This is a genomic window from Microbacterium sp. NPDC077644, from assembly GCF_040702785.1.
Taxonomy (GTDB): domain Bacteria; phylum Actinomycetota; class Actinomycetes; order Actinomycetales; family Microbacteriaceae; genus Microbacterium.
In genome coordinates this window covers 26823-52165 of the sequence record NZ_JBFBME010000005.1, presented here as the reverse complement: position 1 = coordinate 52165, position 25343 = coordinate 26823, and the positions used below count along the sequence as shown (strand labels likewise).

General features: G+C 65.6%; 22 protein-coding genes and 2 tRNA genes. 3 read left to right on the top strand and 21 right to left on the bottom strand.

Going from position 1 to position 25343, the window contains the following annotated elements:
- Nucleotides 1–31: 31 nt before the first annotated feature.
- The 14 genes from AB0269_RS14735 to AB0269_RS14670 form a co-directional block, all read right to left on the bottom strand.
- Nucleotides 32–1177: an acetyl-CoA acetyltransferase gene (locus AB0269_RS14735; RefSeq protein WP_366211995.1), complete on the bottom strand. Its 1146-nt coding sequence runs from the start codon at nt 1175–1177 to the stop codon at nt 32–34.
- Nucleotides 1174–2193: an acyl-CoA dehydrogenase family protein gene (locus AB0269_RS14730; protein WP_366211994.1), complete on the bottom strand. Its 1020-nt coding sequence runs from the start codon at nt 2191–2193 to the stop codon at nt 1174–1176. Before AB0269_RS14730 ends, AB0269_RS14735 begins: the two co-directional genes overlap by 4 nt.
- Nucleotides 2194–2201: 8 nt before the next feature.
- On the bottom strand, nt 2202–3377 hold the full coding sequence (locus tag AB0269_RS14725) for an acyl-CoA dehydrogenase family protein (protein ID WP_366211993.1): 1176 nt from the start codon (nt 3375–3377) through the stop codon (nt 2202–2204).
- Nucleotides 3378–3685: 308 nt separating this feature from the next.
- Nucleotides 3686–4573, bottom strand: coding sequence for a 3-keto-5-aminohexanoate cleavage protein (locus AB0269_RS14720; RefSeq protein WP_366211992.1), 888 nt, complete (start codon nt 4571–4573; stop codon nt 3686–3688).
- 16 nt (nt 4574–4589) lie between these two features.
- Nucleotides 4590–6284, bottom strand: coding sequence for an FAD-binding protein (locus tag AB0269_RS14715; protein WP_366211991.1), 1695 nt, complete (start codon nt 6282–6284; stop codon nt 4590–4592).
- 108 nt (nt 6285–6392) lie between these two features.
- Nucleotides 6393–7169: an enoyl-CoA hydratase/isomerase family protein gene (locus AB0269_RS14710; protein WP_366211990.1), complete on the bottom strand. Its 777-nt coding sequence runs from the start codon at nt 7167–7169 to the stop codon at nt 6393–6395.
- A gap of 11 nt (nt 7170–7180) precedes the next feature.
- A complete protein-coding gene (locus AB0269_RS14705) occupies nt 7181–8782 on the bottom strand; it encodes an AMP-binding protein (RefSeq protein WP_366212013.1) in 1602 nt (533 codons plus the stop codon).
- Nucleotides 8783–8871: 89 nt separating this feature from the next.
- Nucleotides 8872–9780: a TIGR03619 family F420-dependent LLM class oxidoreductase gene (locus tag AB0269_RS14700; RefSeq protein ID WP_366211989.1), complete on the bottom strand. Its 909-nt coding sequence runs from the start codon at nt 9778–9780 to the stop codon at nt 8872–8874.
- A complete protein-coding gene (locus AB0269_RS14695; protein WP_366211988.1) occupies nt 9777–10238 on the bottom strand; it encodes a nuclear transport factor 2 family protein in 462 nt (153 codons plus the stop codon). The genes AB0269_RS14700 and AB0269_RS14695 overlap by 4 nt, the downstream gene beginning before the upstream one ends.
- Nucleotides 10235–11878 (bottom strand): bifunctional 3-(3-hydroxy-phenyl)propionate/3-hydroxycinnamic acid hydroxylase, encoded by a 1644-nt coding sequence (locus AB0269_RS14690; protein ID WP_366211987.1) that lies wholly within the window; start codon nt 11876–11878, stop codon nt 10235–10237. Before AB0269_RS14690 ends, AB0269_RS14695 begins: the two co-directional genes overlap by 4 nt.
- A 25-nt stretch (nt 11879–11903) precedes the next feature.
- Nucleotides 11904–12743 carry an aldolase/citrate lyase family protein gene (locus tag AB0269_RS14685; protein ID WP_366211986.1) on the bottom strand — a complete coding sequence of 280 codons (840 nt, stop codon included), beginning with the start codon at nt 12741–12743 and terminating at the stop codon, nt 11904–11906.
- Complete coding sequence (locus AB0269_RS14680) at nt 12728–13531, bottom strand: fumarylacetoacetate hydrolase family protein (protein WP_366211985.1); 804 nt, start codon at nt 13529–13531, stop codon at nt 12728–12730. Before AB0269_RS14680 ends, AB0269_RS14685 begins: the two co-directional genes overlap by 16 nt.
- 1 nt (nt 13532) lies before the next feature.
- Nucleotides 13533–14393 (bottom strand): alpha/beta hydrolase, encoded by an 861-nt coding sequence (locus AB0269_RS14675; protein WP_366211984.1) that lies wholly within the window; start codon nt 14391–14393, stop codon nt 13533–13535.
- 113 nt (nt 14394–14506) lie between these two features.
- A complete protein-coding gene (locus tag AB0269_RS14670; RefSeq protein ID WP_366211983.1) occupies nt 14507–15367 on the bottom strand; it encodes a 3-carboxyethylcatechol 2,3-dioxygenase in 861 nt (286 codons plus the stop codon).
- A 138-nt stretch (nt 15368–15505) separates the two neighbouring features.
- Between AB0269_RS14670 and AB0269_RS14665 the strand changes: the two genes are divergently transcribed.
- Nucleotides 15506–16549 carry an MBL fold metallo-hydrolase gene (locus AB0269_RS14665; RefSeq protein ID WP_366211982.1) on the top strand — a complete coding sequence of 348 codons (1044 nt, stop codon included), beginning with the start codon at nt 15506–15508 and terminating at the stop codon, nt 16547–16549.
- Between the two features lie 347 nt (nt 16550–16896).
- Nucleotides 16897–18048, top strand: a complete 1152-nt coding sequence (locus AB0269_RS14660; RefSeq protein ID WP_366211981.1) for a tyrosine-type recombinase/integrase — start codon at nt 16897–16899, stop codon at nt 18046–18048.
- Nucleotides 18049–18067: 19 nt separating this feature from the next.
- On the opposite strand, the gene AB0269_RS14655 is transcribed toward AB0269_RS14660, so the two are convergent.
- From AB0269_RS14655 to serS, 5 genes are all read right to left on the bottom strand, one after another.
- Nucleotides 18068–18159 (bottom strand) — tRNA-Ser (locus AB0269_RS14655).
- Nucleotides 18160–18230: 71 nt separating this feature from the next.
- A complete protein-coding gene (locus AB0269_RS14650) occupies nt 18231–19490 on the bottom strand; it encodes an LCP family protein (protein WP_366211980.1) in 1260 nt (419 codons plus the stop codon).
- Nucleotides 19491–19624: 134 nt separating this feature from the next.
- Nucleotides 19625–19709: transfer RNA gene (locus tag AB0269_RS14645), tRNA-Ser, on the bottom strand.
- A gap of 47 nt (nt 19710–19756) precedes the next feature.
- Entirely contained in the window at nt 19757–20581 is an 825-nt protein-coding gene (locus AB0269_RS14640) for an HAD family hydrolase (RefSeq protein ID WP_366211979.1), read from the bottom strand.
- Complete coding sequence (serS, locus tag AB0269_RS14635) at nt 20578–21849, bottom strand: serine--tRNA ligase (RefSeq protein WP_227530004.1); 1272 nt, start codon at nt 21847–21849, stop codon at nt 20578–20580. Before serS ends, AB0269_RS14640 begins: the two co-directional genes overlap by 4 nt.
- A 48-nt stretch (nt 21850–21897) precedes the next feature.
- Here serS and AB0269_RS14630 point away from each other — a divergent pair, with 48 nt between their 5' ends.
- On the top strand, nt 21898–22896 hold the full coding sequence (locus AB0269_RS14630; RefSeq protein ID WP_366211978.1) for a diacylglycerol kinase family protein: 999 nt from the start codon (nt 21898–21900) through the stop codon (nt 22894–22896).
- Nucleotides 22897–22899: 3 nt separating this feature from the next.
- On the opposite strand, the gene AB0269_RS14625 is transcribed toward AB0269_RS14630, so the two are convergent.
- Nucleotides 22900–23643 (bottom strand): hypothetical protein, encoded by a 744-nt coding sequence (locus AB0269_RS14625; RefSeq protein ID WP_366211977.1) that lies wholly within the window; start codon nt 23641–23643, stop codon nt 22900–22902.
- A gap of 225 nt (nt 23644–23868) precedes the next feature.
- Nucleotides 23869–25323, bottom strand: a complete 1455-nt coding sequence (gene cls / locus AB0269_RS14620; RefSeq protein WP_366211976.1) for a cardiolipin synthase — start codon at nt 25321–25323, stop codon at nt 23869–23871.
- Between the last annotated feature and the right edge of the window lie 20 nt (nt 25324–25343).

Genomic DNA, 25343 nt, shown 5'->3' with positions numbered 1-25343 from the left:
TCGCCACACGACCAGTCGCCATCAACGGGACTCACCCGCGCCCGAGAATCATCGTGCCACTCGAGCAGAACCAGCCGCCGGAGCCGCTGACGCACGCTAGCTCGGCATCGGTGACCTGGCGCGCGCCGGCCTCGCCGCGCAACTGGCGAGCCGCCTCGACCAGCAGAAAAAGACCACGCTGACCGGGATGCATCGCGGAGAGGCCGCCGCCGTCGGTGTTGGTCGGTAACGCACCGCCCACGCGAAGCCGACCACCTTCGACGAACGCTCCCGCCTCACCCCTGCCGCAGAAACCCAGGTCTTCGAGCGTCAGGAGCAGCATCGAAGTGAATGCATCGTAAATCTCGCACACGTCGATGTCCTCAGGTGTGATACCGGCTCGCTCGAACGCGAGGCGGCCTGACACTGCGGCAGGCCCCGTGGTCATGTCTTCCCACTGACTCATAGAGACATGCGATACTGCTTCTCCGGCTCCGAGAATCCACACCGGCTCGGTGAGCAAATCGGCGGCACGGTCCTCGGCCACCAGCACGACAGCCGCTCCGCCGTCTGAGCGGATGCAGCACTGCAACTTCGTGAACGGGTCGGCGATCATGGGGCCTCCCAAGACATCGTCGATCGTGATCAGATCGCGATAGGATGCTTCAGGATTCAGTGCCGCGTTCGCGCGTGCCGAGACCGCGATCTCGGCTAGCTGCTCGATCGTGGTGCCGTATTCATGCATGTGGCGGCGCGCGGCCATCGCGTACTTGCTGATGATCGTGTGCCCGAAAGGCGCCTCCCACTGTTGCGGTCCACGCGAACCCCAATCCAGGCTCGCAGTGCGGAGACCGTTTTTGAGATCCGAACGGGCAGTAGAGCCGTATGTGAGCAATACCACATCCGCCCGCCCGAGTGCGATCGCATCTGCCGCGTGCGCGGCCATGACCTCCCACGAAGCGCCGCCGACCGTCGTGGAGTCAACCCAGCGCGGGCGCAACCCGAGGTACTCCGCCACATCGATCGGAGCCATGGTGCCGAGCGAGGTGGATGCCAGCCCATCGACGTCTGCAGGGGTGAGACCCGCTTCCGCAATGGCCGCTCGACTCGCATCGGCGATGAGAGTGTATGGAGTCGAGTCCTTCGTGGTCCCGGCGTCTGACAGTCCGACTCCTGCGATCGCGACGCGCCGAGTCATACGGCAATCACCTGCAGAACACGGTCGCGTTCGGTAGCCGTGAGGCCCAACGCCTGTTGCCACACCCGCGCCCGCTTGACGTAGAGGTGTGAGTCATGCTCCCACGTGTAGCCCATCCCACCGTGCACTTGAACGGTATTCTGAGCGTTCGCGACGGCAGCTTGGCTCGCCACCAGGTGCGCGGCTGAGGCCTGGAAAGCGGCATCGGTGTGACCGGCGTCGTTCGCGGCTGCCGCGTAGAGCACTTGGGATGTCGCGGCATTCGCCTGCACGGCCATGTCGGCACACCGATGCTTGATCGCCTGGTTGATCCCGATCGGTCGCCCGAACTGTTCACGAGTCTTCGCGTGCAGCGTCGACGCATCTCGGCATCCCTCGGCAATACCCGAGAGGATCGCGGCGGCCAGTATGAGAGAACGGGAGCGGATGCCGGTGCCTTCGACTCTGATGCCGCCATCTGCCGACTCTGCCCGCGCCGACTCGAGCCGTGTTCCGGGGTCCAGGCCCTCCACTGGGCGCACGTCGGCGAAGGCCGTGCGAGGGAAGATCGTCGCTCCGTCTTCGCCGACGGCTATGACGAGGTCGGTAGCGGTGGCGTCCAGCAAGTACACCTCGCCATCGAGTCGCCCATTGATAAAGGTTCCGCCAGGGCCTAGCACGACGAGCCCGACCTGAACCTCGCCGCCGATGATGTCCTCGAACAGAGCCGTCTCATGGCTCTGTGCCGCCATGTGTGCGGCGAGCAGGCTGGACAGGAATGGACCGGGCGCTAGGTGCCTGCCGACCTCGCGGAAGGCGAGTGCTTCTTCGGCCAGGCCGAGACCCACACCGCCGTGTTCTTCATCGATGCCGAGCGCGAGAAAGCCGGTCTCCATGCAGGCCGTCCACGCGTCGGCGGAGATCGCGTCGGGTTCGTCCGCGCGGGAGCGGAGGAGATCCTTTGGCAGGGTGCGGTCGAAGAGCTCGCCGACGGTTTCGGCAATCTGCAGCTGATCTTCTGTGGGGAGCAAGTCCATGATGTGTCCTATCGCGGGAGACCGAGAACGCGGTCGCCGATGATGTTTCTCTGAATCTCGGAGGTGCCGCCGCCGATGCTGAGAGAGAACGACGAGAGATACTCTCCCGTCCATCCACTCGGAGCCCAGCGCGAGATGAGTTCGAGAGTCGAGGTGCCAAGCATGTCTACGGCGAGACGCGCGACCTTCTTGTGCAGCTCGGAGTAGTACAACTTCACGATCGAGCCTTCTGCGCCCGGGGTTCCTGTGCGTGCTGAGCGGGACACATTCGCGTATGTCATGGCCCGCAACGCGGCGACCTCGGCTTTCGCCTCGATCAGGCGATGTGCGATCTCGTCGTCCGCGATGATCGGCTTGCGACCGTCAGGGCCTGTGCGCTCGCGCGCCATCTCGATCAGTCGGTCGAGCGTGGAAGCGAGTTGCACCTGCGATGCTGTGAACGCCGTGCCTCGCTCGAACGACAGCGTCGACATCGCGACACTCCATCCGTCGTCAACCTCCCCCACAACGTTGGCGAGTGGGATGCGCACCTCGTCATAGAAGACCTCGGCGAACTCGGCTTCGCCATCCATCGTCTTGATCTTGCGGACGTCGACACCGGGGGCGTGGATGTCGCAGATCGCCCACGTGATGCCGAAATGCTTCTTGTCGGAGCGGCTGGTTCGAACCAAGAGCTCTTGCCAATCCGCGATGTGCGCGAAACTCGTCCAAATCTTCTGGCCAGTCACGATCAGATCATCGCCGTCGATCTCGGCGCGGGTCGAGAGGGATGCTAGATCCGACCCGGCGCCGGGCTCGGAGAAGCCTTGACACCAGATCACTTCACCCTTGAGGATCGGCGGTAGGTGAGCAGTCTTCTGCACGTCGGTCGCTCGAGACATGATCGTTGGACCCGCATGATTGAGCCCGACAAAGGTGGCATCCATGCCCGGGAGCCCCGCTCGTCCATACTCTTCGTACCAGATCAGCTGTTCGAGCAGTGAGAGACCACGTCCCCCATACTCGGCTGGCCACGAGATACCAGCCCAGCCGCCTTCGTACTGCGTGCGCTGCCAGGCCAGGTCGTATTCCCGGATTTCAGCGTAATCATGCGGCCGCGCTTCAGCGGGGGCATTCGCCGACAGCCACGTGCGCACCTCGTCACGGAACTCCCCTTGCCGCGCCGAGAAATTCAGATCGACCACTCCATGCTCACTTTCTCACCAAATGGTGACAACACTGCCAGATAGTGACAACTATGTCAGATTGTTTCGCATGTCGCCACAGCGATACAACATCTGGCGATCCTTCAACTCGTGTGAGGAAAGCTGATGCTCAGGTGCGGCGATCCTTTACAAACCACGAGGTAGTGCGCCGGCGATCGCGGCTTCACAAGCGACAGGGCATCCCGCCCACGAGGGTGAGATGCGGCCGTCGGAGGCAGATCCCGAGTGGTCTTCGTCAATGCGATCTATGTGAACGATCACTGGCCCGACTTCGCCCGATCCGAGTATCAACTTCCTCGAATGACACCGGAGAGCACATCGCGCGCCTGTGAGGGCGTCGCGACCGGTCGCCCGACTTCGGCGACAAGCGCCACGGCTGCCTCAACGACCTCCCGATTCGTCACCTCTGGATTGACGCCACCCTGATCTTCGATACCTGAGCGAAGGTGTCCGCCCTTCTCAAGCGCGTAGCGAGCGAGTGGTGTTTCAAGGATGTTCCCGCCGGGCACGCCCACCTCCCACTCGACGGCGAGGCCATCGATCATGGAAAGATAGATGTCGAGTGACTCGGGCGTGGGGTAGAGTCCGACTCCATTGCGAGGGCGTCCGCTCAGCGCGCGATCCACCGGGAAGTACAGCTTCAGTTGGCTCCCGCGAGGAAGCAGTCCTGCTCTAGCGTAGGCTGCCGCCCATCGGAGATGACCCGGCTCGTAGATTCCGATGCTCACGGGCACATCTGCCCTTCGGCCGAACTCGAGCAGTTTCGCGCTGTCCTCAAAGCTGAATCCTTGGACCATCTGCTTCGAAGGGAGACCATCGTCATCGAGGATATCGAAGGTCGTATACCCCGGGTCGAACGCGTACATGCTCAGCAGACCTGCGTCGGCGAGAGGCTGCAAGTAGGCGGTTCGCTTCTCCGACGTGTCCGCATCGAGATAGTCGACGTACAGCAGAGCGTCAGGATATCGATCCTTGATCCGGCGCTCGACATCAACGATCTGTTCAGTGGCGTCCTTCGAGGAAAGACGGTAGTCGTGATGGTGGTGTATCACCGCGGCACCCGCCTCAAGAGCGTCGAATGCCTCTCCAACCATCTCGTCAGCGGTCTGGAGCGGCACGCCCTGGCGCAAGGGCGTCACCGCCGCAGAAATGACAACTGGCTTCTGCTCAGTCATGGAGTTCTCCTCACTTTCATTTTGATGCTTGACCTTCATAGTCCGCCAAGGCTGTGCTCGGATCGCCTGCCGCGTGACGAGCGGCGAGGTAGCCACCCAGCATGCCTCGCGTGTTCGCCTGACCGCTTGTGTAGCCGGCACCGAACTCCGTCAACGCCATCGAGTTGCCCGCGACGTAGAGCCCATCAATGGGATCGCCGTTCCAGTCGATGACTCGACTGTGCTCGTCCCCCGCGAGACCGACGTTCGAAATACCGATGTTGAGCGGGATCATCTTGACGGCATAGAACGGTCCCCGCTCGATAGCACCGAGGTTACTGTTGCCCTTGATAGTGATGTCTCCGAAGCTGAGCGCCGACCACGGACGCTCACCGCGATGGAAGTCCGCATCAACACCATCACGCACAAACGTGTTGAATCGTTCGATTTCGGATTCGAGACCATCGGGATCGATTCCCGCAAGCTCCGCCAGTTCGCGGATGCTGTCCGCACGAATAGCGAGGTGAGCGGGCAGATCTTCGCCGGCACCGTACGGTCCGATGGCGTAGCGCTCGCGCGCCTGACTGTCTTGAATAGCCCAGAATGGATAGTTCTCGTACTCCATTGTGGCGCCATCGATTTTTTTGAGCGCAAAGCCAACCGAACGGTAGAACGATTCCTCCGCGAAACGCCGGCCTTTACGGTTGACGGCGATCGCGTGCGGGACTCCGATCACCCCAGCACCGAGCCGCCACAGCGGTACACCCTCATGTTCTTCGCCTTCGATCCCGAACCCGGCGTTCACCGGTTGCGGCACCTGTGCGATCTGTGCACCCAGCATCCCGGCCATGCGGATGGCATCACCGGTCACCGAGGCAGGGCCGGCCGCTCTTATGTCGGGGATCATGCCAAAGAACTTCTGTGCTTCAGCGTTCCAATCGTAACCACCCGCGGCGATCAGCACTCCGTGGCGAGCGCGGATGAAGAAGTCGCGTCCGTCACGCTGTGCTCGTACGCCGAGGACTCGGCCATCCTCCGCGATCAGTTCTTCGGCTGCGGTGCCGACAAGAATCGAAATGTCGCGGTCGAGTGCCGCCTTGACGAATCCCGCGCCGAGTCCAGGTCCGTACGTGCGGATGTCTTTCTCTCGTCGATCGTCGAAAAGAGTGCGATCCCACTTGGCGAAAGCCATGTTCCCGCCGTGTTCGACGGCTTCGGCCATCGTGAGGCCGGAGTTCATCTGCGGAGACAGATGGGTGAGGCTTCGCCACTCCCCCAATGCGTTGGCATCGAATGGGGCACTCTCGATATAACGGCCGTTCGCTCGGGATGCGGGCGCCTTCGGGTAGTAGTAGTCGGGGAAATCTGGGATGACTGAAAACGGTACCCCTGCCTGATCGGCGAACCAACGCAGCGCCAGAGGGGCGTGCACGAGGTAGTTTCTTGCGAGGTGGGGATCGTGCAGGCCCCCGCCCGTGGCGGCGATGTACTCGTAGCCGTCCTCTAGGCTGTCCTCGATCCCTTCGGCCTCCTGGAAATGGTTCGCAGGCACCCAGAGCTGTCCCCCCGAGAACGCCGTGACTCCTCCGACAGTGGGGCCCTTCTCGATTACGATCGAGTCGAGTCCCCAGGCAGAAGCGGCGATCGCCCCCGCGAGCCCGCCGATCCCCGCACCGATCGAGAGGAAGTCAGTCTCCTCATCCCAGTGATCCGGTGTTGTGCGTGTGGACATTCCCTCTACTCTCCTTCTGTTGGCGTCACCCGTTCGCTGCACTGCTTCACGGATTCGGCGGCATACCCTGTCTTCTTCTCACGGTCACTTCGCAGCACGAATACTTCGTTAGCGGAAACTCGGCTTGACTCGCGGAATCGTCACGTCCGGCGCCTGGTCCCCGTTGCCGAGCTGCGTGTACGCGAGCCCGCGCTGTCGGGCGATCGCCGGCGGCACGTCGAGCGCCTCCCATATCGCGCGAACCGTTCCCTGGACCGCGTCGGGGCGTCGAGCGGCGATCGTCCGCGCGAGCGCATCGGCGGTCGCCCACAGCTCCTCGCGCGGCACGACCTCGGTCACGATTCCGAGCCGCAACGCCGTGGCCGCAGTGAGTCGCTCGTCATTGCCGGTGAGCGCCCACCGCAGGACGTCGCCGAGAGGCACGCCCCGTTGGAGCATGCCGATCGGCTCCAGTGCGGAGACGAGCCCTGCGGTCATGTGCGGATCGAAGAACGTGGCGTCGTCCGAGGCGATGACGATGTCGGCCTCGTTTAGGAAGTACATCGCTCCGCCCGCTGCCATGCCGTGCACCGCCGCGATCACCGGCTTCCACACCTGCTGAGCCTTCGCGCCGAGCGTCGCTCCCGGATCCTCCTGCCTGAAGACGGGCTGGTCCTGCCACCACGGTCCGTCTTGCGCATCGACGCCCGTGCAGAATGCGCGGTCGCCGGCGGCGCGGAGAACCACAGCGTGGATGTCGTCGGTGTCCCGCACGGTGCTCCACACCGTGCCGAACTCGGCGACCATGGTCTCGTTGAACGCGTTCAGCCGCTCGGGGCGATTGAGCGTCACGGTCGCCACATGGTCTTCGACTGTGAAGAGCAGCGTCGTCAGATCGAGAGTCATCGTCGTTCCCATTACGAGGCCGCCCCGAGGAGGCGTTCGCGCAGCACTTGCTTCATGACCTTGCCCATCGCGTTCAGGGGGAGTTCATCCACGATCTCCAGCTGCACGGGGAGCTTGCGCCGGTTGATCCCCGCACTCTCCAGATGCGCGCACAGATCTGCGAGACTGGGCGGCCTGGACGGATCGGCCGGTACCACTACGGCACATACCCGCTCGCCGGTCTTCTCATCGGGCAGGCCCACGACCGCGGCGATGAGGACCGCGGGATGATCGATGATCGGCAGCTCGACTTCGCGCGCCGAGATGTTCTCCATGTTGCGGATGATCACATCCTTGATCCGCCCGGTGATCACGAGGTACCCCTCGTCATCGAGACAGCCGAGATCCCCGGTCCGGAAGTAGCCCTCGGCGTCGAAGGCGTCGGTATCCAGACTCGAGTCGACGTAGCCGGCCATCACGTTGGGTCCGGCGATGCGTATCTCGCCGGACTCGCCAGCGGCGGCGAGGCTCCCGTCCTCCTTCACGATCCTCACATCCACGCCCTCTGCCGGGCGTCCGTCGGCGATCGCATGGTGGCGGTCGCTGTCGCCGAGGCCTCCCCAGCAGCTGAACGGCGCCTCGGTGGCGCCGTATCCCGACACCACGCCGACCCCGCCGAGCTCGTCGCGCGCCGCTTCGTGCAGCGATGGCATCCGCGTGGCGCCGCCGATGAGGAACGCCTTCACATCCGGGAAGAGCGGCTCGGCCGGATTCGCCCGCTGCTCGGCGAGGAAGCCTTGGATGAACGGGACACCCGATCCGCAGAGCGTCACGCCCGCGTCGCTGAGCTGCCGAGTGGTCGTGACCGGATCGAACACCTCGGTGATGATGAGTCGGGCACCCGAAACGAGGGCACCCATGAAATAGAGGATGCCGCCGACGTGCGCCATCGGTGCGACCGAGGCGATCCGATCCTCGCTCGTCGGTTGAACGGCCGCGCAGAAGACATGCGCTCCGGCGATCAGATGCCGGTCGCGATGCCGTGCGCCCTTCGGCTCCGCAGTCGTTCCGGACGTGTAGAAGAGCCAGCGGATCGCATCCGGATCTTCTCCCACGAACGGCGCAAGGGTCGCAGGATCCCCATCGGGAAGGCCACCGTTCGCTCGGGACTCGTCCAGCACGATGGCGCTGAACCCGTCACGGCGTGCGGCGAGCGAACGGGCCATATCACCGTGCGCGTATCCGCGGAAGTGCTCGCTCGTGATCAACAGGCGGGACTCCGCCTGGCGAGTGATGAAGTCGACCTCCGGCTCGCGCAGCATCATGATCAAGGGATTCTGCACCGCTTCGAGACGGCAGAGCGCGGCGAACACCAGCATCGACTCGATGTTGCTGGCCAGCTGCCACGAGACGATCGAACCGGCGCCGATTCCCCGTGCACTCAACCCGGCGGCGACGCGCTCGGCACGCTCTCGGAACTCGGCCGATGTGACGACGGCGCCCTTCTCATCGGTCACCAGGACGGAGTCGGGCCGCTCAGCGGCGCGCCTCTCGATCATCTGCCACAGGGTCGGATCCCATGCGTAAAGCGCGTCCGCACCTACGGATGCCGATTCCTGCACGTTGTGCACCATTGCCACCTTCACCTCACCAAGACGTTCGCCTCGTCGCCGAAGGCACGAGGATCGCCACATCGAGTGTACATACTGTCAGAAATGTTGATTCAGGCACGGCCCAGCCCTGCGGCGAGGGTGTCGAGATCCTCCCGGAAGTCCGCGAGGCTGCGACTGCGCGGCTCGACCACGAGCCAGTTCACGCCCGCCTCCTCGTACGCGGTCATCGCGTCGCGCAATGCTCGCGCATACTCGGACATACCCGTGGACATGACGTGCTTCTCGAAGGGGGTGAAAGCGATGTCCAGGGGTGCCTCGTCTCGTTCGTCGCGGCGCTGGACGACCTCACGGATCTGCTCCTTGAGCTCCGTGTGATCCGTGAGCGGCGGGGTGCGTGTGATCGCAGCCATGGTCGCATCCTGCGCGATGGGCATCCACCCGTCCGCCAGTGATACGGCCCTGCGCCGCGCCGCCTTGCTGTTGCCCCCGACCCAGATGGGCGGACCGCCTGGTTGAACCGGCGCCGGCAGCGCCTCATGCCCGTGAGCGGGGTAGTTGGGACCGTCGAAGTCCTCGCCACGCCACGAGGCCCGCATCGCCGCGACCGCCTCGTCGAAGAGTGCTCCGCGTCTCGCGAAGTCTGCGCCCAGCACCTCGAACTCCTGCTCGAGATAGCCGGCGCCGAGTCCGAGCACCGCGCGGCCGTCCGACACGATGTCGAGTGTGGTCCCGGCTTTCGCCGTGAGGTACGGGCTGCGGTAACCGGCGACCGCGATCGCCGTCATGAGCACGATGCGGTCAGTGACCGCCGCCCAGGCGGACAGCGCGACGAACGGATCGAACGCGTGGTGGCCCCCTTCGGCGAGCCACTCGCGATTGGGAAAGGGATGCTCGCTCACGGCGATCGCGTCGAAGCCGCTCTGCTCCACCGCGACGGCGATGTCGCCGAACCTTCCGCCATCGATCCACCGGGCGTAGTGCTTGCTCGCGCGCATCGGGAAGTTGATGCAGATCTTCATCGCTGCTCCGATTCTGCTCGGGTCCTTCGCCAGATCGGAACGACGTGTCGTTCGACGATGTGCCAGCCTCCCCCATCGTCGCGACGAAGGCTGTCGTCATAGCGGACACCCACGACGAAGACTTCCTCGGTGCCTTCAGGATCGCGGAAATGACGAGCCACGGCATAGCTCTTCGCAGCGGCACGGTCGCCGTGCACGTCGATCAGCTGAGTGCCGAGCTGATGCATCGTCGCACCGTATCCGTTCACATCCTCGAGAAGTCGCGGCAGATAATCGCGAAGCGGGCCGCTGGACACCGTCCCGACGATGTCCGCGTCCGGATCGAAGCACGCCCGCACCAGCGCCTCGTCACGCGTATCGATCCCGTACGCATAACGGCGGATCACGTCGGCCACGGCCTCCTTGTCGAGCAGTGCGGCCATGCGTTCCTGGAACGACGCCCCGGCGACATCGCTCACTTCGTCACCGCCGCCGGCTCGCCGAGCAGCCGGAGCACCTTGGGAAGCACCCGTCCCAGTTCGCTCACCTTGCACGTCGCGGCCACGTAACGGTCAGGCCGGACGATATAGACCTCGTCGACCGGTCGGCCGAGGTGAAGGTCGCGCAGACCGCCGTCCAGGTCGTACACGTCGACGACCTCGAGCTCTCCCGTTTTCTCGCGCTGCTCCGGATCAAACTGGCCAGCACGCCGATACGACGGCATGACGTGCGACTGGACGGCGACGATCCCGCGCGCAGCCAACTGCGACGCGACGGCATCCGGGATCGCCTCGACGACTCCGGGAACGAGACCGACGATCGCCAGGCGGTTGCCGAGCACGTCGTCGAGGCGAACGCGCGAGCCATCCAGCCGCTGCACGAGCGGCTGAGGGAACGCCCTTCCGACCAAGGACGACTTGTCGATACGTGCGGGAGCGATGACGAAGCCGTCACGATATCGCGGCACCGGCTTGTACTTCATCTGCAGGATGTAGTCCCGCCCGCCCGGAACCTTCTGGATCCCTCGAAAGGCGACGTTGCGCACGGCCTCGGTGAACCGGCTGCGCGGGTGATAAAGCCGGCCGATCCCCGTGGCGAAGTCGACCATCTCCCTCGCCGTGTCGCGCCGCTCGGCATCGTAGGTGCGCAAGAGCGCGGGCGACGCCGTGCCGCCGAGGACGAATCCGAGTTTCCAGGCGAGATTGGTGACGTCCCGCATCCCCGAGTTCATGCCCTGTCCGAAGAACGGCGGCTGGAGATGGGCGGCGTCGCCGACGAGGAACACCCGGTCGCGCTGGAAGGTGGCCGCAGTGCGGGAATGATGCCAGTAGATGCGCCGGCGGATGGCGGGCGGGACCGGGGAATTCGGATAGTAGGGCTTCATGAGCTTCGCCACGATCTCCGGTTCGGCCATGCTGTCCGGGTCCTCACCATCGAGGATCTTGAACTCGAACCGACGGTAGCCGAACGGCAGCGGGATCGTCATCGACGGTCGCTCGGGCGACGTGTACACGGCGGAGTACGGCGCGTCCCACGTGTCCTTCTCGACATCGACGACGAGCCACTTCATCGGGGCGGTATCGCCCTCGAGCCCGATATCGGCGGCACGGCGCACGAAGCTCTTGCCTCCGTCCGCGCCGACTGCGTACCTCGCACGGATCTGGATGCGCTCGCCCTCCTGTTCCGCGATGATGGACACGCCATCGGCATCCTGAGTCATCTCGACGGCCTCGCAAGAGGTCAGCAGCTCGACGGATTCGCGGGACGACAGGTGCTCCCGCAGGACGTTCTCCAGATTCGGCTGGAAGAACAGGTTGCGACGCGGCCACCCGTATGGTCGGGCACTGGGCGCCACGTGTGCGAGGATGCGGCGCTTCGAGTCGTAGTAGCGGATCGGCGCATTGCGCACCGCGTTCTCAAGGACCGTCTCGGCCATGCCGAACGACTGCAGGGTGCGCAGCGCCTCGTCGTCGATGCCGACAGCACGGGGTTCCTCGACGACTCCCTCGGCTCGATCCATCAGGATCACGGACACGCCGTACTCGGCCAGCAGTGCGGCGAGGGCCACGCCTGCCGGTCCGGCACCGACGATCGCGACGTCGCGTTCGATGCTTCTCATTCGGTCTTCCTTACTCTGTGCGATATCAGTTTGTGTCAGATGCGGCGCCTGGGCCGCTCTCGGCAGGAGCGAACTGCGCCAGCAACCCCGCGCTTCCCGATGTGAGAAGCGTGACGTCTGCGCCGACTGCGAGCAGCTGCGCCCCGGCATCGCGATAACGCAGGGCATCGGGAACCCCGAAGGCGTTCACTCCGGCCACCGCGCCGACCTCGACAGCCTTGCGGATGGCACCTTCGACGGCCGCCTGCACATCCGGGTGCCGAGGGTTCCCCAGATGCCCGAGCGACGCGGCGAGATCGGCCGGCCCGATGAAGATGCCGTCGACACCATCGACGTCGAGGATCTCGTCGAGGGCCTGGATGCCGGCGAGGGATTCGATCTGGACGATGAGCGAGAACGTCTCCTCGGCGCGGGGGATATAGTCCGATATCCCGGTCCATCGGGTGGCGCGCGCGAATCCGCCGCCCACGCCGCGTCGTCCGCGCGGCGGATACCTGGTCGCCTGTACGACCGCTTCGGCCTGCTCCCGCGACTCCACCATGGGCACCATCAGCCCAGGGGCTCCTGCATCGAGAAGTCGAGCGAGCTCCAGCGGATCCTTCGAGGCTGCGCGCACGACGGCAAAGGGCGAGGATGCTGCCAGCGCTCGCAGCTGGTCGACGATCGCCGGCAGCGGGTTCGTCGAGTGCTCGGCATCGATGATGATCCAGTCCGCTCCGGATGCGCCGAGTATCTCAGCCACCGTCGGAGACGACGACACCACCCAGAGCCCGAGCAGCACGTCGCCACCCGCGAGCCGCTCACGCCATGTGCGGGCGGCGAGGGCCGGCGAGGCGGCTTCGAACTCGTCTAGACGAAGCGGCATGTCACCGCCCCCAGTTCCCCGAAGTCGCCGTGCACGACGTCGCCGGCGCGCACGGGAATCGATTGGATCAGCGAACCGGACAGCACGACCTGGCCCGCCTCGAGCGCATCTCCGTATTCGCCCAGTTTGTTCGCGAGCCAAGCCACGGCTGCGGCGGGATGTCCGAGCACGGCACTGGCCACCCCGGTCTCCTCGATCACGCCGTTGATGTACAGCACAGCGCTGAGCGCGCGCGGGCTGAGGTCGGCAGGCTGCAGGATCCCCGGTCCGATGATCATGCCGGCATCCGCCGCATTGTCGGAGACCGTGTCCACGATCGTGCGGCGATGCCCGTCAGCGGCATCCGTCATCTCGACTCTGCTGTCGAGGATCTCGATCGAAGGCGAGATGTGACTCGTGGCGCGCAGCACGTCCGCCGCGGTGATCCCGGGCCCGGCCAGTCGTTCGGCGAGAACGAACGCGAGCTCGATCTCAACCCGGGGATAGTTGAAGCGCGAGACCTCGACGTCGCCTCCGGAAGCGAAGACCATATCGTCGGTGATCACACCGTAGTCCGGCTCCGAGATGCCCATCGATCGCTGCATCGGCATCGACGTCAATCCGACCTTCCGCCCCACGATGACGCGACCGTCCGCTACCATGCGCTCGACCCACGCCTGCTGCACTGCGTAAGCATCGACGACGGTCAGATCCGGGTGACGCAGGGAGATCTGTCGCACGGTCGTGACGTCACGACGAGCAGCGTGCAGTTCATCGGCCAGTCGGCGAGCATCGGCGGTGCTGATCATGTCACTCCGCCAGGAATGCGACGGCGGCGGGGTTGAAGGCCTCCGGGTCCTCGAAGTGCGGCCAGTGACGCACCTCCGGCATCTCGAACACGGTGGAGTTCGGAATCAGATTCGCGACCTGGCGCGCGGTGCTCTGGTACTCGCCGTGGTCCTTGCCTGAGGCGACCACCATCGTCGGCGCCTGGATCTCGCGCCACTGATCCTCGCTGAGCAGGTTGCGCTCACGTGTCTCGTAATTCTGAAGCGCCAGCAGGTGATCGATGGTCGCGCGGGTGTCCGGACGTCGGTAGATCGCCTGGCGCAACCCGATGAGGTCGGGCAGCCGCCGGTCTTCGTCAGCGATGAGATGCTCGAATATGGCCGTGATGGCCTCCCAATTCGGGTCCTCGACAGCCTTCGTGCGTTCGGCGCGGATGCGTTCCATGTTCGACTGGGTCGCGATGAGACCCGCCGGCGACATGAGGATGACCTTGTCGACCAGCTCCGGATGCTGCTGCGCGATCTTCGCCGAGACCCAGGCGCCGAGCGACATCCCGATGAAGTGCGCGCGTTCGACGTGCAGCTCCTTCATGACGCCGAGGATGTGGCGGACGTAGACCTGGATCTCGTAGTCATAGTCGGGCTTGTCGGTGAAGCCGTTTCCGATCATGTCCACCGCGATGCACCGGTACTGGTCGCTCAGCGCTGGAATGGTCGGAGCGAACGTCTCCCAGTGACCCCCCGTGCCGTGCAACAGGATGACAGGCTGCCCATCTTCCGGCCCAGCGGTCGCGACACGCGTGCGCACCCCATCGATGTCAAGCCATCTCTGCTCGAACTCCAGCTCTGCCAACATCAACCAGATGCTCTGGTAGTCGCTCATCGTCTCACTCCTCATCGAACCGTTCCCAATATATTATATCTGTAGTTGAGTGCTCGCTCTACACATGGTGGTGGGGCCGACGCCGACGCCGACCCCACCATGCCCTCGATGTCCTATGACGGACTGGAGACGGCGACTCCCATGCCAGTGATCCAATCCGGAACCGGCTCATAGGCGAGAGGCGTAACCGGCCGGCCGCCGCCGGCTGCTCCCGCAGCCAGCCACGTGCGGACCTCGTTCGCTCCCACCCCGGCATCCTCCGTCGCGCGGTCGGCGAGGCGCAGGAGTTCCGTCTCGTCCCAGCGACCGACGGCATCCAGGAATGCCCTGTCCCAATCAGGCTTGATGGCCTGCGCGGCTTGCTCCTTACCCGCCTGGATCTGCGCACGACGCTCTTCCTCGCTCTTGTCGTGACGCTCGTCCTCGAGGCTCGGCGGGGAATGCGAGAGACCGCCCGTACCGATGAACAGGACGCGCTTGTCGAGCTGGTCGAAGAACGCTCCGACCTGGCGGCCGAATGCCAGTGCACGCGCAGCGGAAGGAAGGGGCGGGCTCGCGCAGTTCACCGGCAGCGGAATGACCTCTGTGGTCGCGGGATCTGCCAGGTAGTGATGGAGCGGCTGCCCGAACGCATGATCCAGAGAGACATCGCGGCCCACCGCGATATCGAAGTCTGCCGCGACGAGAGAGAAGGCCAACTCGCGCGCGAGCTCGGTCGGGACGTTCAGCGATGCTGATTCATGCCCCCCTTCGGGAAGGAGATCCGCGGTATAAGCGACGGCGAAGGAAGGCGCTACTCGAGCAAAGGCTCTGCGGTGGTCGCCACCGAAGAGCACGACGAGCTCCGGGTCGAACTCCGCGACCCGCTCTCGCGCCTCGGCGACGCCGCGCCGGAACTCCTTGCCGAGCGCGCCCTCGGTATCGCGATCCATGCCCGGCGCATGGCTCGCGCACAATGTCAGCTTCTTGCCCATGTCATCTGCCTTTCACGAGTGTCTGACGGCTCGATGACCGTCGGTGACATCTGGCCTACTAAGGTGAGCCTACGTAAGAACAAGTGGCATAGTCAATATTTTGTAGAATATCTAGAACTGAGAATCGGAGGAGCTAACGTGAGACCGATCGGCACCGTCGATTTCACGACGAGCTTGCGCACCGAGCGCATAGACGACGAGACATGGGTGCTACCGGTACCCATCACTCACGCACAGCCCAAGTACACCCTCTCGTATGTCATGAGGGACGCTCGCGGCGACCTCCATCTCATCGACACGGGAGTGGATACTCCGGAGAACCGCCAACATCTCGCGGGCTCACTTCTGGCACTCGGGGGCATCGAAAAGGTTCGATCTATCACCGCGACCCACGGGCACGCGGATCACCTAGGGCTCGCAGGCTGGGTTCGCGAGCTCTCCGGTGCGACGATCCGGTTGCACCTGGAGGACCTTCCGTCGAAAGGCGACCCGGGGCCACGACAGCAGGAGTTGAGCCGCACGTGGGGAGTTCCGGTCGCACGGCATCAGGAACTCGCCGATGCCGCACGAATCGCCGACAAGCAGGCAACCACGTTGACCGTCGACCACCACATCGCGAATGAGGCAAGCCTGGAGATCCCCGGGCGCAGCCTCACCGTTGTCCGAACGCCCGGGCACACCTCCGGGCACATCGCGCTCTTCGACGCGACGCATGAACTCCTTTTCACCGGCGACGCGCTTCTGCCCCACATCAACCCGGGATTCGGACTCGACGCGGGAGTGCACAACCCTTTCGCGCTTGACGACCTGCTGAGCTCATTGCGAGAGCTGAGTGCCTATGACGACGCTGTGGCGTGCCCCGGCCACGAGTACCGCTTCCTCGGCATCGCCGAACGTGCTCAGCAGATCGCGCTCCACCATCTCAAGAGGAACGGTCTGGTCCGTTCGGCGTGGCAGCAGGATCCAGCGATCGACGTGTGGCGAGTGGCTGAGACGCTGCCTTGGCGTGTCGATCTCTCGTCAATGCCGGGAGGATACCTGCGCTCCGCGCTCGTGCAGACGGCCCTGCACCTTGAATACGTCCGCATGGGCAACCGCGCCGGCAGCCTTCAACACAGGGGGAGATCGACGGTTCCTCACGATTGGGTGGTCGCTTCAAACGAACCTCGCTACGCGAAGTGAATCCATGGACCATGGCGGCCACTCGACGGCTCTCCCAGTATCAGCGCAACATGGTGCTCCTCTGAAGGTTGCCGCAGGATCCTGAATACCGATCGGGGGGTGCGGAATATCGCGATCTGTGTGGCACTACAGTCAGATCTCTCCGATCTCCTGCCCCAGCCTGGATCAAGAAGGCCCGCGACGCAGGACGCCTTGAGGGCATGACGTACAGCGTCGGCCGCCAGGCAGATGGTTAGCACTCAGCATCTCGCGGTCGCGGGCCACGCACCCGTGCCTCCCGTGCACATCACCGAGCACAAGCGCATCTACCGACGCGTCGACGTCGAACGCCTCGCGGGGGTGGTCCCATGAGCGTCGAGACGCGAAAGACGAGGGCGGGCAAGACGAGGCATCTCGCCCGTGTCAAAGTTGGCAATGTGCAAGTCGCCACCAAGACTTTCCATCGGAAGAGCGATGCCGAGGCTTGGGAGCGTGAGCAGAAGCACCTGCTGACCACAGGTCGCCCGCTCCCTCCGACAAAGTCGATCAGTCTCGCCGAGCTGGTGGCAATGTTCCAGCGCGCACGCGCGAGCGGCAACCCGCACACCATCGACACCGACAACCACAGCCGGGCCGCGCTGTCGAAGCGGCTCCTGGTGCGACCGCTCTCGTCGATTCAAGCCGAAGACATCCGCGAGCACCTGATCACCGAACTGCAATCGGGGAAGGCCCCGGCAACTGTCGCGCGGGCGCGCACGACGCTCAGCGCCCTGTTCACCTATGCGGCGGAACACGATCTGCTTCGGCAGCCGCATCCCGTCCGCACGATGAAGAAGATCCCGGAGCTCGGCACGGCCGCGCAGCGAACGCTCAGCCTCTGCGAGATCCCTACGCCGCAGCAAGTCGCGTCCACGCTGGCCCTACTCCGCGAGCGACGCTCTGATATCGCCGACGTCTTCGAGTTCATGTCCCTGACTGGCATCCGATGGGGTGAAGCACGAGCCGCGCGCGTGAGCTCGCTCAGCGAGCACGGACTGACACAACTCAACGTTGGACGTTCCCACTCGGACGGGTATGCGGAAAAGAACCCAAAGTCCTGGCGCGGCACTCGATCAATCCCACTATCCCCGCGAGCGGTCGAACTCTTCCACGCCCACGCCTCCGGAAAATCAACCAGCAGCTACGTCTTCACCAACAAGCTCGGCGGACAGCTCACCGCCAACCTGGTGCGCAAGTTTCCGCTCGGGTTCCGCCGGCACGCGCTTCGGCACTTCGCCGCTTCAACGTGGCTGAGACTGGGCACCCCGATCAACGAGGTCGCAGAGTATCTCGGCGACGAGGCTCGGACGGTTCTCACGACGTACGCGCACGTCCTGGGCGAGGGGCAACGGCGCGATTTCGTGGACCGACTCGCGGCCGCGGAGGGCAGATCTCACGATCGCGTACACTCCACGTACACTTCTGCGCCAAAATTGGACCCAGCAGGCGTTCCGGACAATCGAACTGGCTTCGGGATCTAACCACTGACCAGGACTTTATTGGCGGAGACGGAGGGATTTGAACCCTCGGTCCCCTTGCGAGGACTCCACCTTAGCAGGGTGGTGCACTAGGCCTGACTATGCGACGTCTCCAGGCGTCCGACGCGTCGAACGCACTCAGCAAGCATAACGGGTCGCGGTGCAGACGCAGAATCCGGATCGGCCTACTGCCGGACGTTGCCGTTCGAGCAGGTCTGCTGCGCGGCCGAGTTGCCCTTGATGTTGTCCGGCAGCGCCTCGACGCCGTCGTCGCTCGGGGTGGCCGTGTCGGTCGGCGTCGGCGTCGTGGTCTCGCCGCCCGTCTCGGTTGACGTCTGGTCCTCGATCACGACGCCGTCGTTCGCCGTGTTCTGGTGCGTGACCTGCAGCTGCCTGTTCGCGTTGATCGCGTCCCACATGGTCGTGGCGCTCTCGTAGTCGGGAACGACCTTGTTGACGTCGTCCGGGTCCTCGTACGTCGGGTACTGCAGGAACACGATGTCCTCGAAGGGGACGTCCTTCACAGCCAGACCGATCTGCACGAGCGTCGTGGGGTTCGTCAGCGACGTGCTCGCCTCGAGGTTGCTCAGCGCCGTGTGCGCCAGGCGCAGCATGACCGGCACGTTGCCCAGCACCTCGCCGCTGATGAGCTTGCGAGCGAGGCTCGACATGTACTGCTGCTGGTTGCCGATGCGGCCGAGGTCGCTGCCGTCGCCGACGCCGTGACGGGTGCGCAGGAACTGCAGCGCCTCCAGCCCCTTGATCGTGTGGGTGCCCGCCTTCATGTCGAGGCCGGTGTGCGGATCCTTGATCGGGTTCGCGAGGCACACGTCCACACCGCCGATGGCGTCGGTGATCTCGATGACGCCGCCGAACGTGACGGATGCCGCGAACTCGATGTCCTGACCGGTCAGCTCGGTGATCGTGCTCGCGACGCAGTTGAGGCCGGCATCCATGTAGGCGCTGTTGAGTGGCTGCTTGCTCATCGCATAGGTGGTGCTGCCGTCGGGCCGCGTGCACTCGGGGATGGGGAGCATGAGGTCGCGCGGGAAGCTCACCGCGGTGATGCGGCGAGGCTCCTCCGAGACGTGCATGAGGATGTTGACGTCATTGAGCGTGCCACCGGAGTCCGGCCCCGTGCACCGGTCGCCGAACAGGTGCGCGTACTTCTCCTCGCAGTTGTCCGTGCCGACCAGGAGCAGATCGAAACCGCCCTCGTACTCGCCGAGGTCCGGCGGAACGGGCTTCTGACCGTCGAGCTCGACCGCACCCGCTGTCGCGGTGTTCAGCAGGTCGCTGGCGACGAACGCGGCCACGCCGAGTCCGCTGACGAGCACGACCGACATCGCGACCGCGATGATCTTCAGCACCTGACCGATCGGGCCCGGGGTCCGCAGCTGACCGTGGCGCGCCACGGTCCTGCGGCGACGGATCTTCGCGCTCACTCGGTGCCTTTCGATCTTGCGGAGGGCGTGGGACTCCGTCGGTCCCGTCTTTCGACGGGGCCTCCTCCCCGAATCCCGCTCTGCCGAACTTGTGAGAGATCCACCGCCCTACGGGCGGCGGCTCCCTCACAACGCGGAGGGCGTGGGATTCGAACCCACGAGACATTTCTGCCCACTGGTTTTCAAGACCAGCTCCATCGGCCGCTCGGACAGCCCTCCATCGACAGACGAATCCGCCGATCAGTGGTCGAGTCTAGCCGGTTTCATTATCGCGGCCCGGCCTGAGCGGGCCCTGGATGCACGAGCGCGTCGAGCGCGACCGCGAGCCCGCCGTCCTCGACGGCACCGGTCACCTCGGTCGCGGCATCCCGCACCTCGTCCGGCGCCTGGCCCATCGCGACCGCGCGACCGCCCTGCGCCCGCGCCCACTCGAACATGCCGACGTCGTTGCGCCCGTCGCCGACGACGAGCACCTGACCGTCCTGCGTTCCGAGCGCGGCGTGAACCCGCGCGAGCGCGCTGCCCTTGTCGACACCCTGGGGTGCGATGTCGAGCCACGCCGTCCAGCCGATCGCGTACGAGACCTCGTTGAGGCCGGTCTCGGCGACGATCCGATGGAAGTCGTCCTCGTCATGCCCCGGCGAGACGACGACGACGCGCGACACCGGCTCGGCGGCGAGGCCGTCGATCCCGACCTTGCGCCCGCCGTCGAGGGTCCAGTCGGCGAGCTCGCCCGTGAACAGGCGGACGCCGTCCTCGAGCTCGACCATGTAGTGCGCTTCGGGAAGGCGCTGGGTCAGCAGCGCCAGCACGGAGCTCGGGTCGAAGGTCTCGACATGCCACCGCTCCCACGCGTCGCCTGTGCGGCGCATCGTGACGGCGCCGTTCGAGCACACCACGTACTCGGCGGTGATGCCCAGCTCATCCACCCAGCGCTCGGTGGCCGCCCAGCTGCGTCCGGTCGCGATGGTCACGACGTGCCCGGCATCCCGAACGCGTGCGACCGCCTCGGGCACGCCGGGGCTCATCGTCTCGTCCTGCAGGATGATCGTGCCGTCGACGTCGAGCCCGACGAGCCAGGGGGAGGTCACGCCACGGGCTCCAGCACTTCGAGCCCGCCGAGGTAGGGCCGCAGCACCTCCGGCACCCGCACCGAGCCGTCCTCCTGCTGGTGCGTCTCGAGCAGTGCGACGATCCAGCGGGTGGTGGCGAGCGTGCCGTTCAGCGTCGCGACGTGCTCGGTCCGCCCGCCGGCCTCGGCACGGTGACGGATGTCGAGCCGGCGCGCCTGGAACGTCGTGCAGTTCGAGGTCGAGGTCAACTCACGGAACGCTCCCTGCGTCGGAACCCACGCCTCGATGTCGTACTTGCGCGCGGCGCTGGAGCCCAGATCGCCCGCTGCGACATCGATCACCCGATACGACAGTCCGAGCGCGGTCAGCATCTCCTCCTGCAAAGCGACCAGGCGCAGGTGCTCCTGCTCGGCCGCCTCGGGTGTCGTGTAGACGAACATCTCGAGCTTGTTGAACTGGTGCACGCGGATGATGCCGCGGGTGTCCTTGCCGTACGAGCCCGCCTCGCGGCGGTAGCACGTCGACCACCCGGCGTAGCGGAGGGGGCCTGCAGAAAGGTCGACGATCTCATCCTTGTGGTAACCGGCGAGCGGGACCTCGCTCGTGCCGACGAGGTAGAGGTCGTCGTCCTTGTCGAGGTGGTAGACCTCATCGGCGTGCTCGCCGAGGAACCCGGTGCCCTGCATGATCTCGGGGCGCACGAGCGTCGGGACGATCATCGGCGTGAAGCCGTTCTGAAGCGCCTTGTCGAGCGCGAGGTTCATCAGCGCGATCTCGAGCCGGGCGCCGATCCCCTTGAGGAAGTAGAACCGCGCACCGGAGACCTTCGCCCCGCGCTCCATGTCGATCGCGCCGAGCTTCTCGCCGATCTCGAGGTGGTCCCGCGGCTCGAAGGAGAACACGGGCGTCTCACCGACGCGGCGCAGCTCGACGAAGTCGGCCTCGCCACCGGCGGGAACACCGTCGATCACGACGTTCTCGATGAGCGCCAGCGCGGATGCCGCGGCATCCGCTGCCGCGTTCGACGCCTGCTGCGCCTGCTTGACGCGGTCGGCGAGCTCCTTCGCCTGCGCGACGAGCCCGGCCTTCTCCTCCTTGGGCGCCTTCGCGACCTGCTTGCCGAACGCGTTCTGCTCGGCGCGGAGATCCTCGAACGCCGTGAGCGCGGCGCGCCGCGATCGATCGGCCTCGATCGCGGCGTCGACGGTGGAGACGTCGTGGCCGCGCGCCGCCTGGGAACGGCGGACGATCTCGGGCTGGTCGCGGAGGAGTGCGAGGTCGATCATGCCTCAAGCTTAGGCGCTGGCATCCGCGACCGTCGTAGAGTGAACGCCATGACGAAGCCCACACCGTTGCAGCGCCAGGCGGCCCTCGTCTTCAACCCCATCAAAGTCGACGAGAAGAGGCTGCGCGCGTCCCTGCGCGGCCATTCGAAGGACGCCGAGTGGGCGCCGCCGTTGTTCTATCCGACGACGATCGAGGATGCCGGGCAGCAGGCCACGCGCGATGCGATCGCCGCGGGCGCCGATGTGGTGCTCGTCGCCGGTGGCGACGGCACAGTGCGCGCGGTGGCGGAGGCCATGGCCGGCACCGACGTGCCCCTCGCGATCGTCCCGAGCGGTACCGGGAATCTCCTCGCCCGCAACCTCGGTCTGCCGCTGCTGGACCCCGGCCGCATGATCCGCGCCGCACTCGGCGGCATCCGGCATCCGATCGACATCGGCTGGGCCGAGCTCACCCGCGAAGACGGCGAGACGGTCGAGCACGCGTTCGTGGTGCTGGCGGGCATGGGGCTCGACGCCGACATGATCGCCAACACCCGACCCGACCTCAAGAAGTCCGTCGGCTGGGTCGCGTACGTCGACGGTGCTGCGCGCTCGCTGCCGAAGGCCAAGCCGTTCAGCATCGTCTACCAGATGGACGATTCGCGTCTGCACTCCACGAAGGTGCACAGCGTGCTCTTCGCGAACTGCGGCACGCTCCCGGCGGGCATAGCGCTGATCCCGGGCGCCTCGATCGCGGACGGCGTCATGGACGTCGCGATCATCCAGCCCACCGGACCCCTCGGCTGGCTGGGCGTGTGGCGCAAGATCTGGTGGGACAACTCGGTGCTGCGGCGGTTCCGCGCAGGGCGCCTCGTGCTCCAGCGCCGAGGCAAGGAGGCCTCGGTGCGGTATCTGCGCGGGCAGACCGCCGAAGTTGCTCCGATCGAGCCGACCGCGATCGAGCTCGACGGCGACGAGTTCGGGCTCGCGGTGCGCATCCGCTGCCGTGTCGCCCGCGACGCGCTGCTGCTCGCACTGCCGGAGGGGCACCCGGTCGACGGTCTCTGAGGGTCAGCCGGCGAGGACGTCGACCGTTGCGTCGAGACCGCCGCCGGTCAGCGTGAGCGCGAACGGAACGTCGTCGTCGATGTCACCCCTCAGGCCGATGACGGTGGCGCGCGGGGCCATGTCCATCGTGCAGGCGCCGTCCTGTGTCGCGAACGAGATCGTGGCTCCGGTGACCTGCTGGTCGATGCTCTCGACGATCGGCGGGCACGTGGACGAGCCCCAGGTGAGCAGCACGACGCCCTCGTCGTCGAACCAGCCGGCGCTGGGCTCGAAGGTGGTTGTCTCGCCGGGGACGCCGGTGAGCCCCGGGTTTCCATCGAGGTCGACGTCGTCGGTGATGTCGCCGAGCGTCACGACGAGTTCGACGTCCTTCGTCGGGTCGACTCCCTCGGGCAGCGCGGCGAGGGTGGCCCGCGGCGCGAGATCGGCGGTGCAGATCGGTTCGGATCCCTCCACGGCAGGCGCGTCGACGAGAGAGACTCGCACAGTCTGGCCTTCCCCGGCGATCTCGTCGACGATCGGGATGCACGTGGACGAGCCCAGGGTCACGATGCCGACCATGCGTCCGTCGTCGAGCCACGCTGCCTCGATGTCGTCCTCCACGACCGGGGCCGATGACGCACCCGAGCCGTCTGGCGCCGCGCTGCTCGTCGGTTCGGGGGATGCAGGGCCGCTCGCGCATCCGGCGATGAGAAGCGTCATCGCTGCGAGCGCGAACCCGGAGGTGACGATCTGAAGAGGGCGCATACCTGATGGTGTCACCGGGAGGGTGATCGTCTCAATCCTTTTCGCGCCCTCGGACACCGCGGATGCGACTCAGGCCGAGCCGCGCCAGACCACGGGGCACTCGAGGACCCGGCTGCGTGCGCTGGCGTCCTCGCCGCGCAGCTGTGCGAGCACTGATTCCGCGGCCGCCCTGCCGAGCTGCACGTCGCCGGCTGAGCCCGACGCTTGCCGCTACAGCTGCTGCGGCTACTGCAGCGCCGAGGTGAGCCGGGCCAGGTTGTCGAGCACGGTGGAGCGCAGCGGCTGCTGCATCCACTCCTCCAGCGTCAGCTCGCGGCTGAGCGACCGGTACTCGTCCTCGACGGCGCGCATCTCGGCGACGAACTCCTCGCCGCGGACGAGCATCGACACCTCGAGGTTCAGACCGAACGAGCGCATGTCCATGTTGCTCGATCCGATCACCGCGATCTCGTCGTCGATCGTGAGGCTCTTGGTGTGCAGGATGAACGGCTTGCGGTACATCCAGATGCGCACGCCCGCCCGCAGCAGCGCCTCGTAGTAGCTGCGCTGCGCGTGGTAGACGACGGCCTGGTCGCCCTCCTCCGAGACGAACAGCTCGACCTGCACGCCGCGATCGCAGGCCGAGCTGACCGCGAGCAGCAGCGCCTCGTCGGGCACGAAGTAGGGGCTGACGATCATGATCTTCTCCTGCGCGCCATACAGCAGCGCGAGGAACAGCCGCAGGTTGTTCTCGACCTCGTAGCCGGGCCCGGACGGCACGATCTGGCAGTCCAGGTCGCCCGTTCCGACACCGGGCGTGGTGATGTCGATGTCGCTCAGGATCTCATCGGTCTCGCTGTACCAGTCGCTGAGGAAGATCGCGTTGAGGCTGAGCACGATCGGCCCGTCCACGCGGGCCATGAGGTCGACCCAGTGCAGACCCCGCTTGATGTTCTTCTTCAGGTTGTAGGACGAGTCGGTCACGTTCTGCGAGCCCAGGTAGCCGACCTTGTTGTCCACGACGAGGAGCTTGCGGTGGTTGCGCAGGTCGGGACGCTGCATCCGGCCCTTGAGCGGCTGCATCGGCAGCAGCAGATGCCAGTCGGCCCCCATCGCGTCCAGCCGCTTGATCGTGGCGCGATAGCGCGGCTTCCAGCGGTTCGCCCAATGATCGAACAGCACGCGCACGGGGACGCCGCGCGCGGCGGTCTCCTCGAGAGCACGGAAGAAGTTGTCGGTCGCGGCATCCGACTGCAGGATGTAGAACTCGACGTGCACGTGTTCCTCGGCCGCGCGGATCGCCTCGGCCATGGCATCGAGCGACTCCTGGTAGTCGCTGATCAGGTGGGCGCCGTTGTCGCCCGAGATCGGCAGCGCACCGAGGTTCTGATTCATCGCCACGACCGACCTCAGCCACTGCGGGGCGTGCGGGCGGAGCGTGCCGAAGTGCAACTGGTCGCTCGTCTCGGCGATGTACTCGTTGATCTGCTCCTGTTTGCGCCTGCGCGCCCGAGGCAGACGCGGGTTGCCGATCACGAGGAACAGCAGCACGCCGATGTACGGCATGAAGAACACGGCGAGGAGCCACGCCATGGCCGCGGTGGGGCGTCGGTTGCGCGGGATGACGATGATCGCGATGACGCGGACGGCGAGGTCGACGATGAAGGCGAAGATCAGCACCCACAGCGGCCACCGGTCCACGCTTCACCCCGTATCCAGCG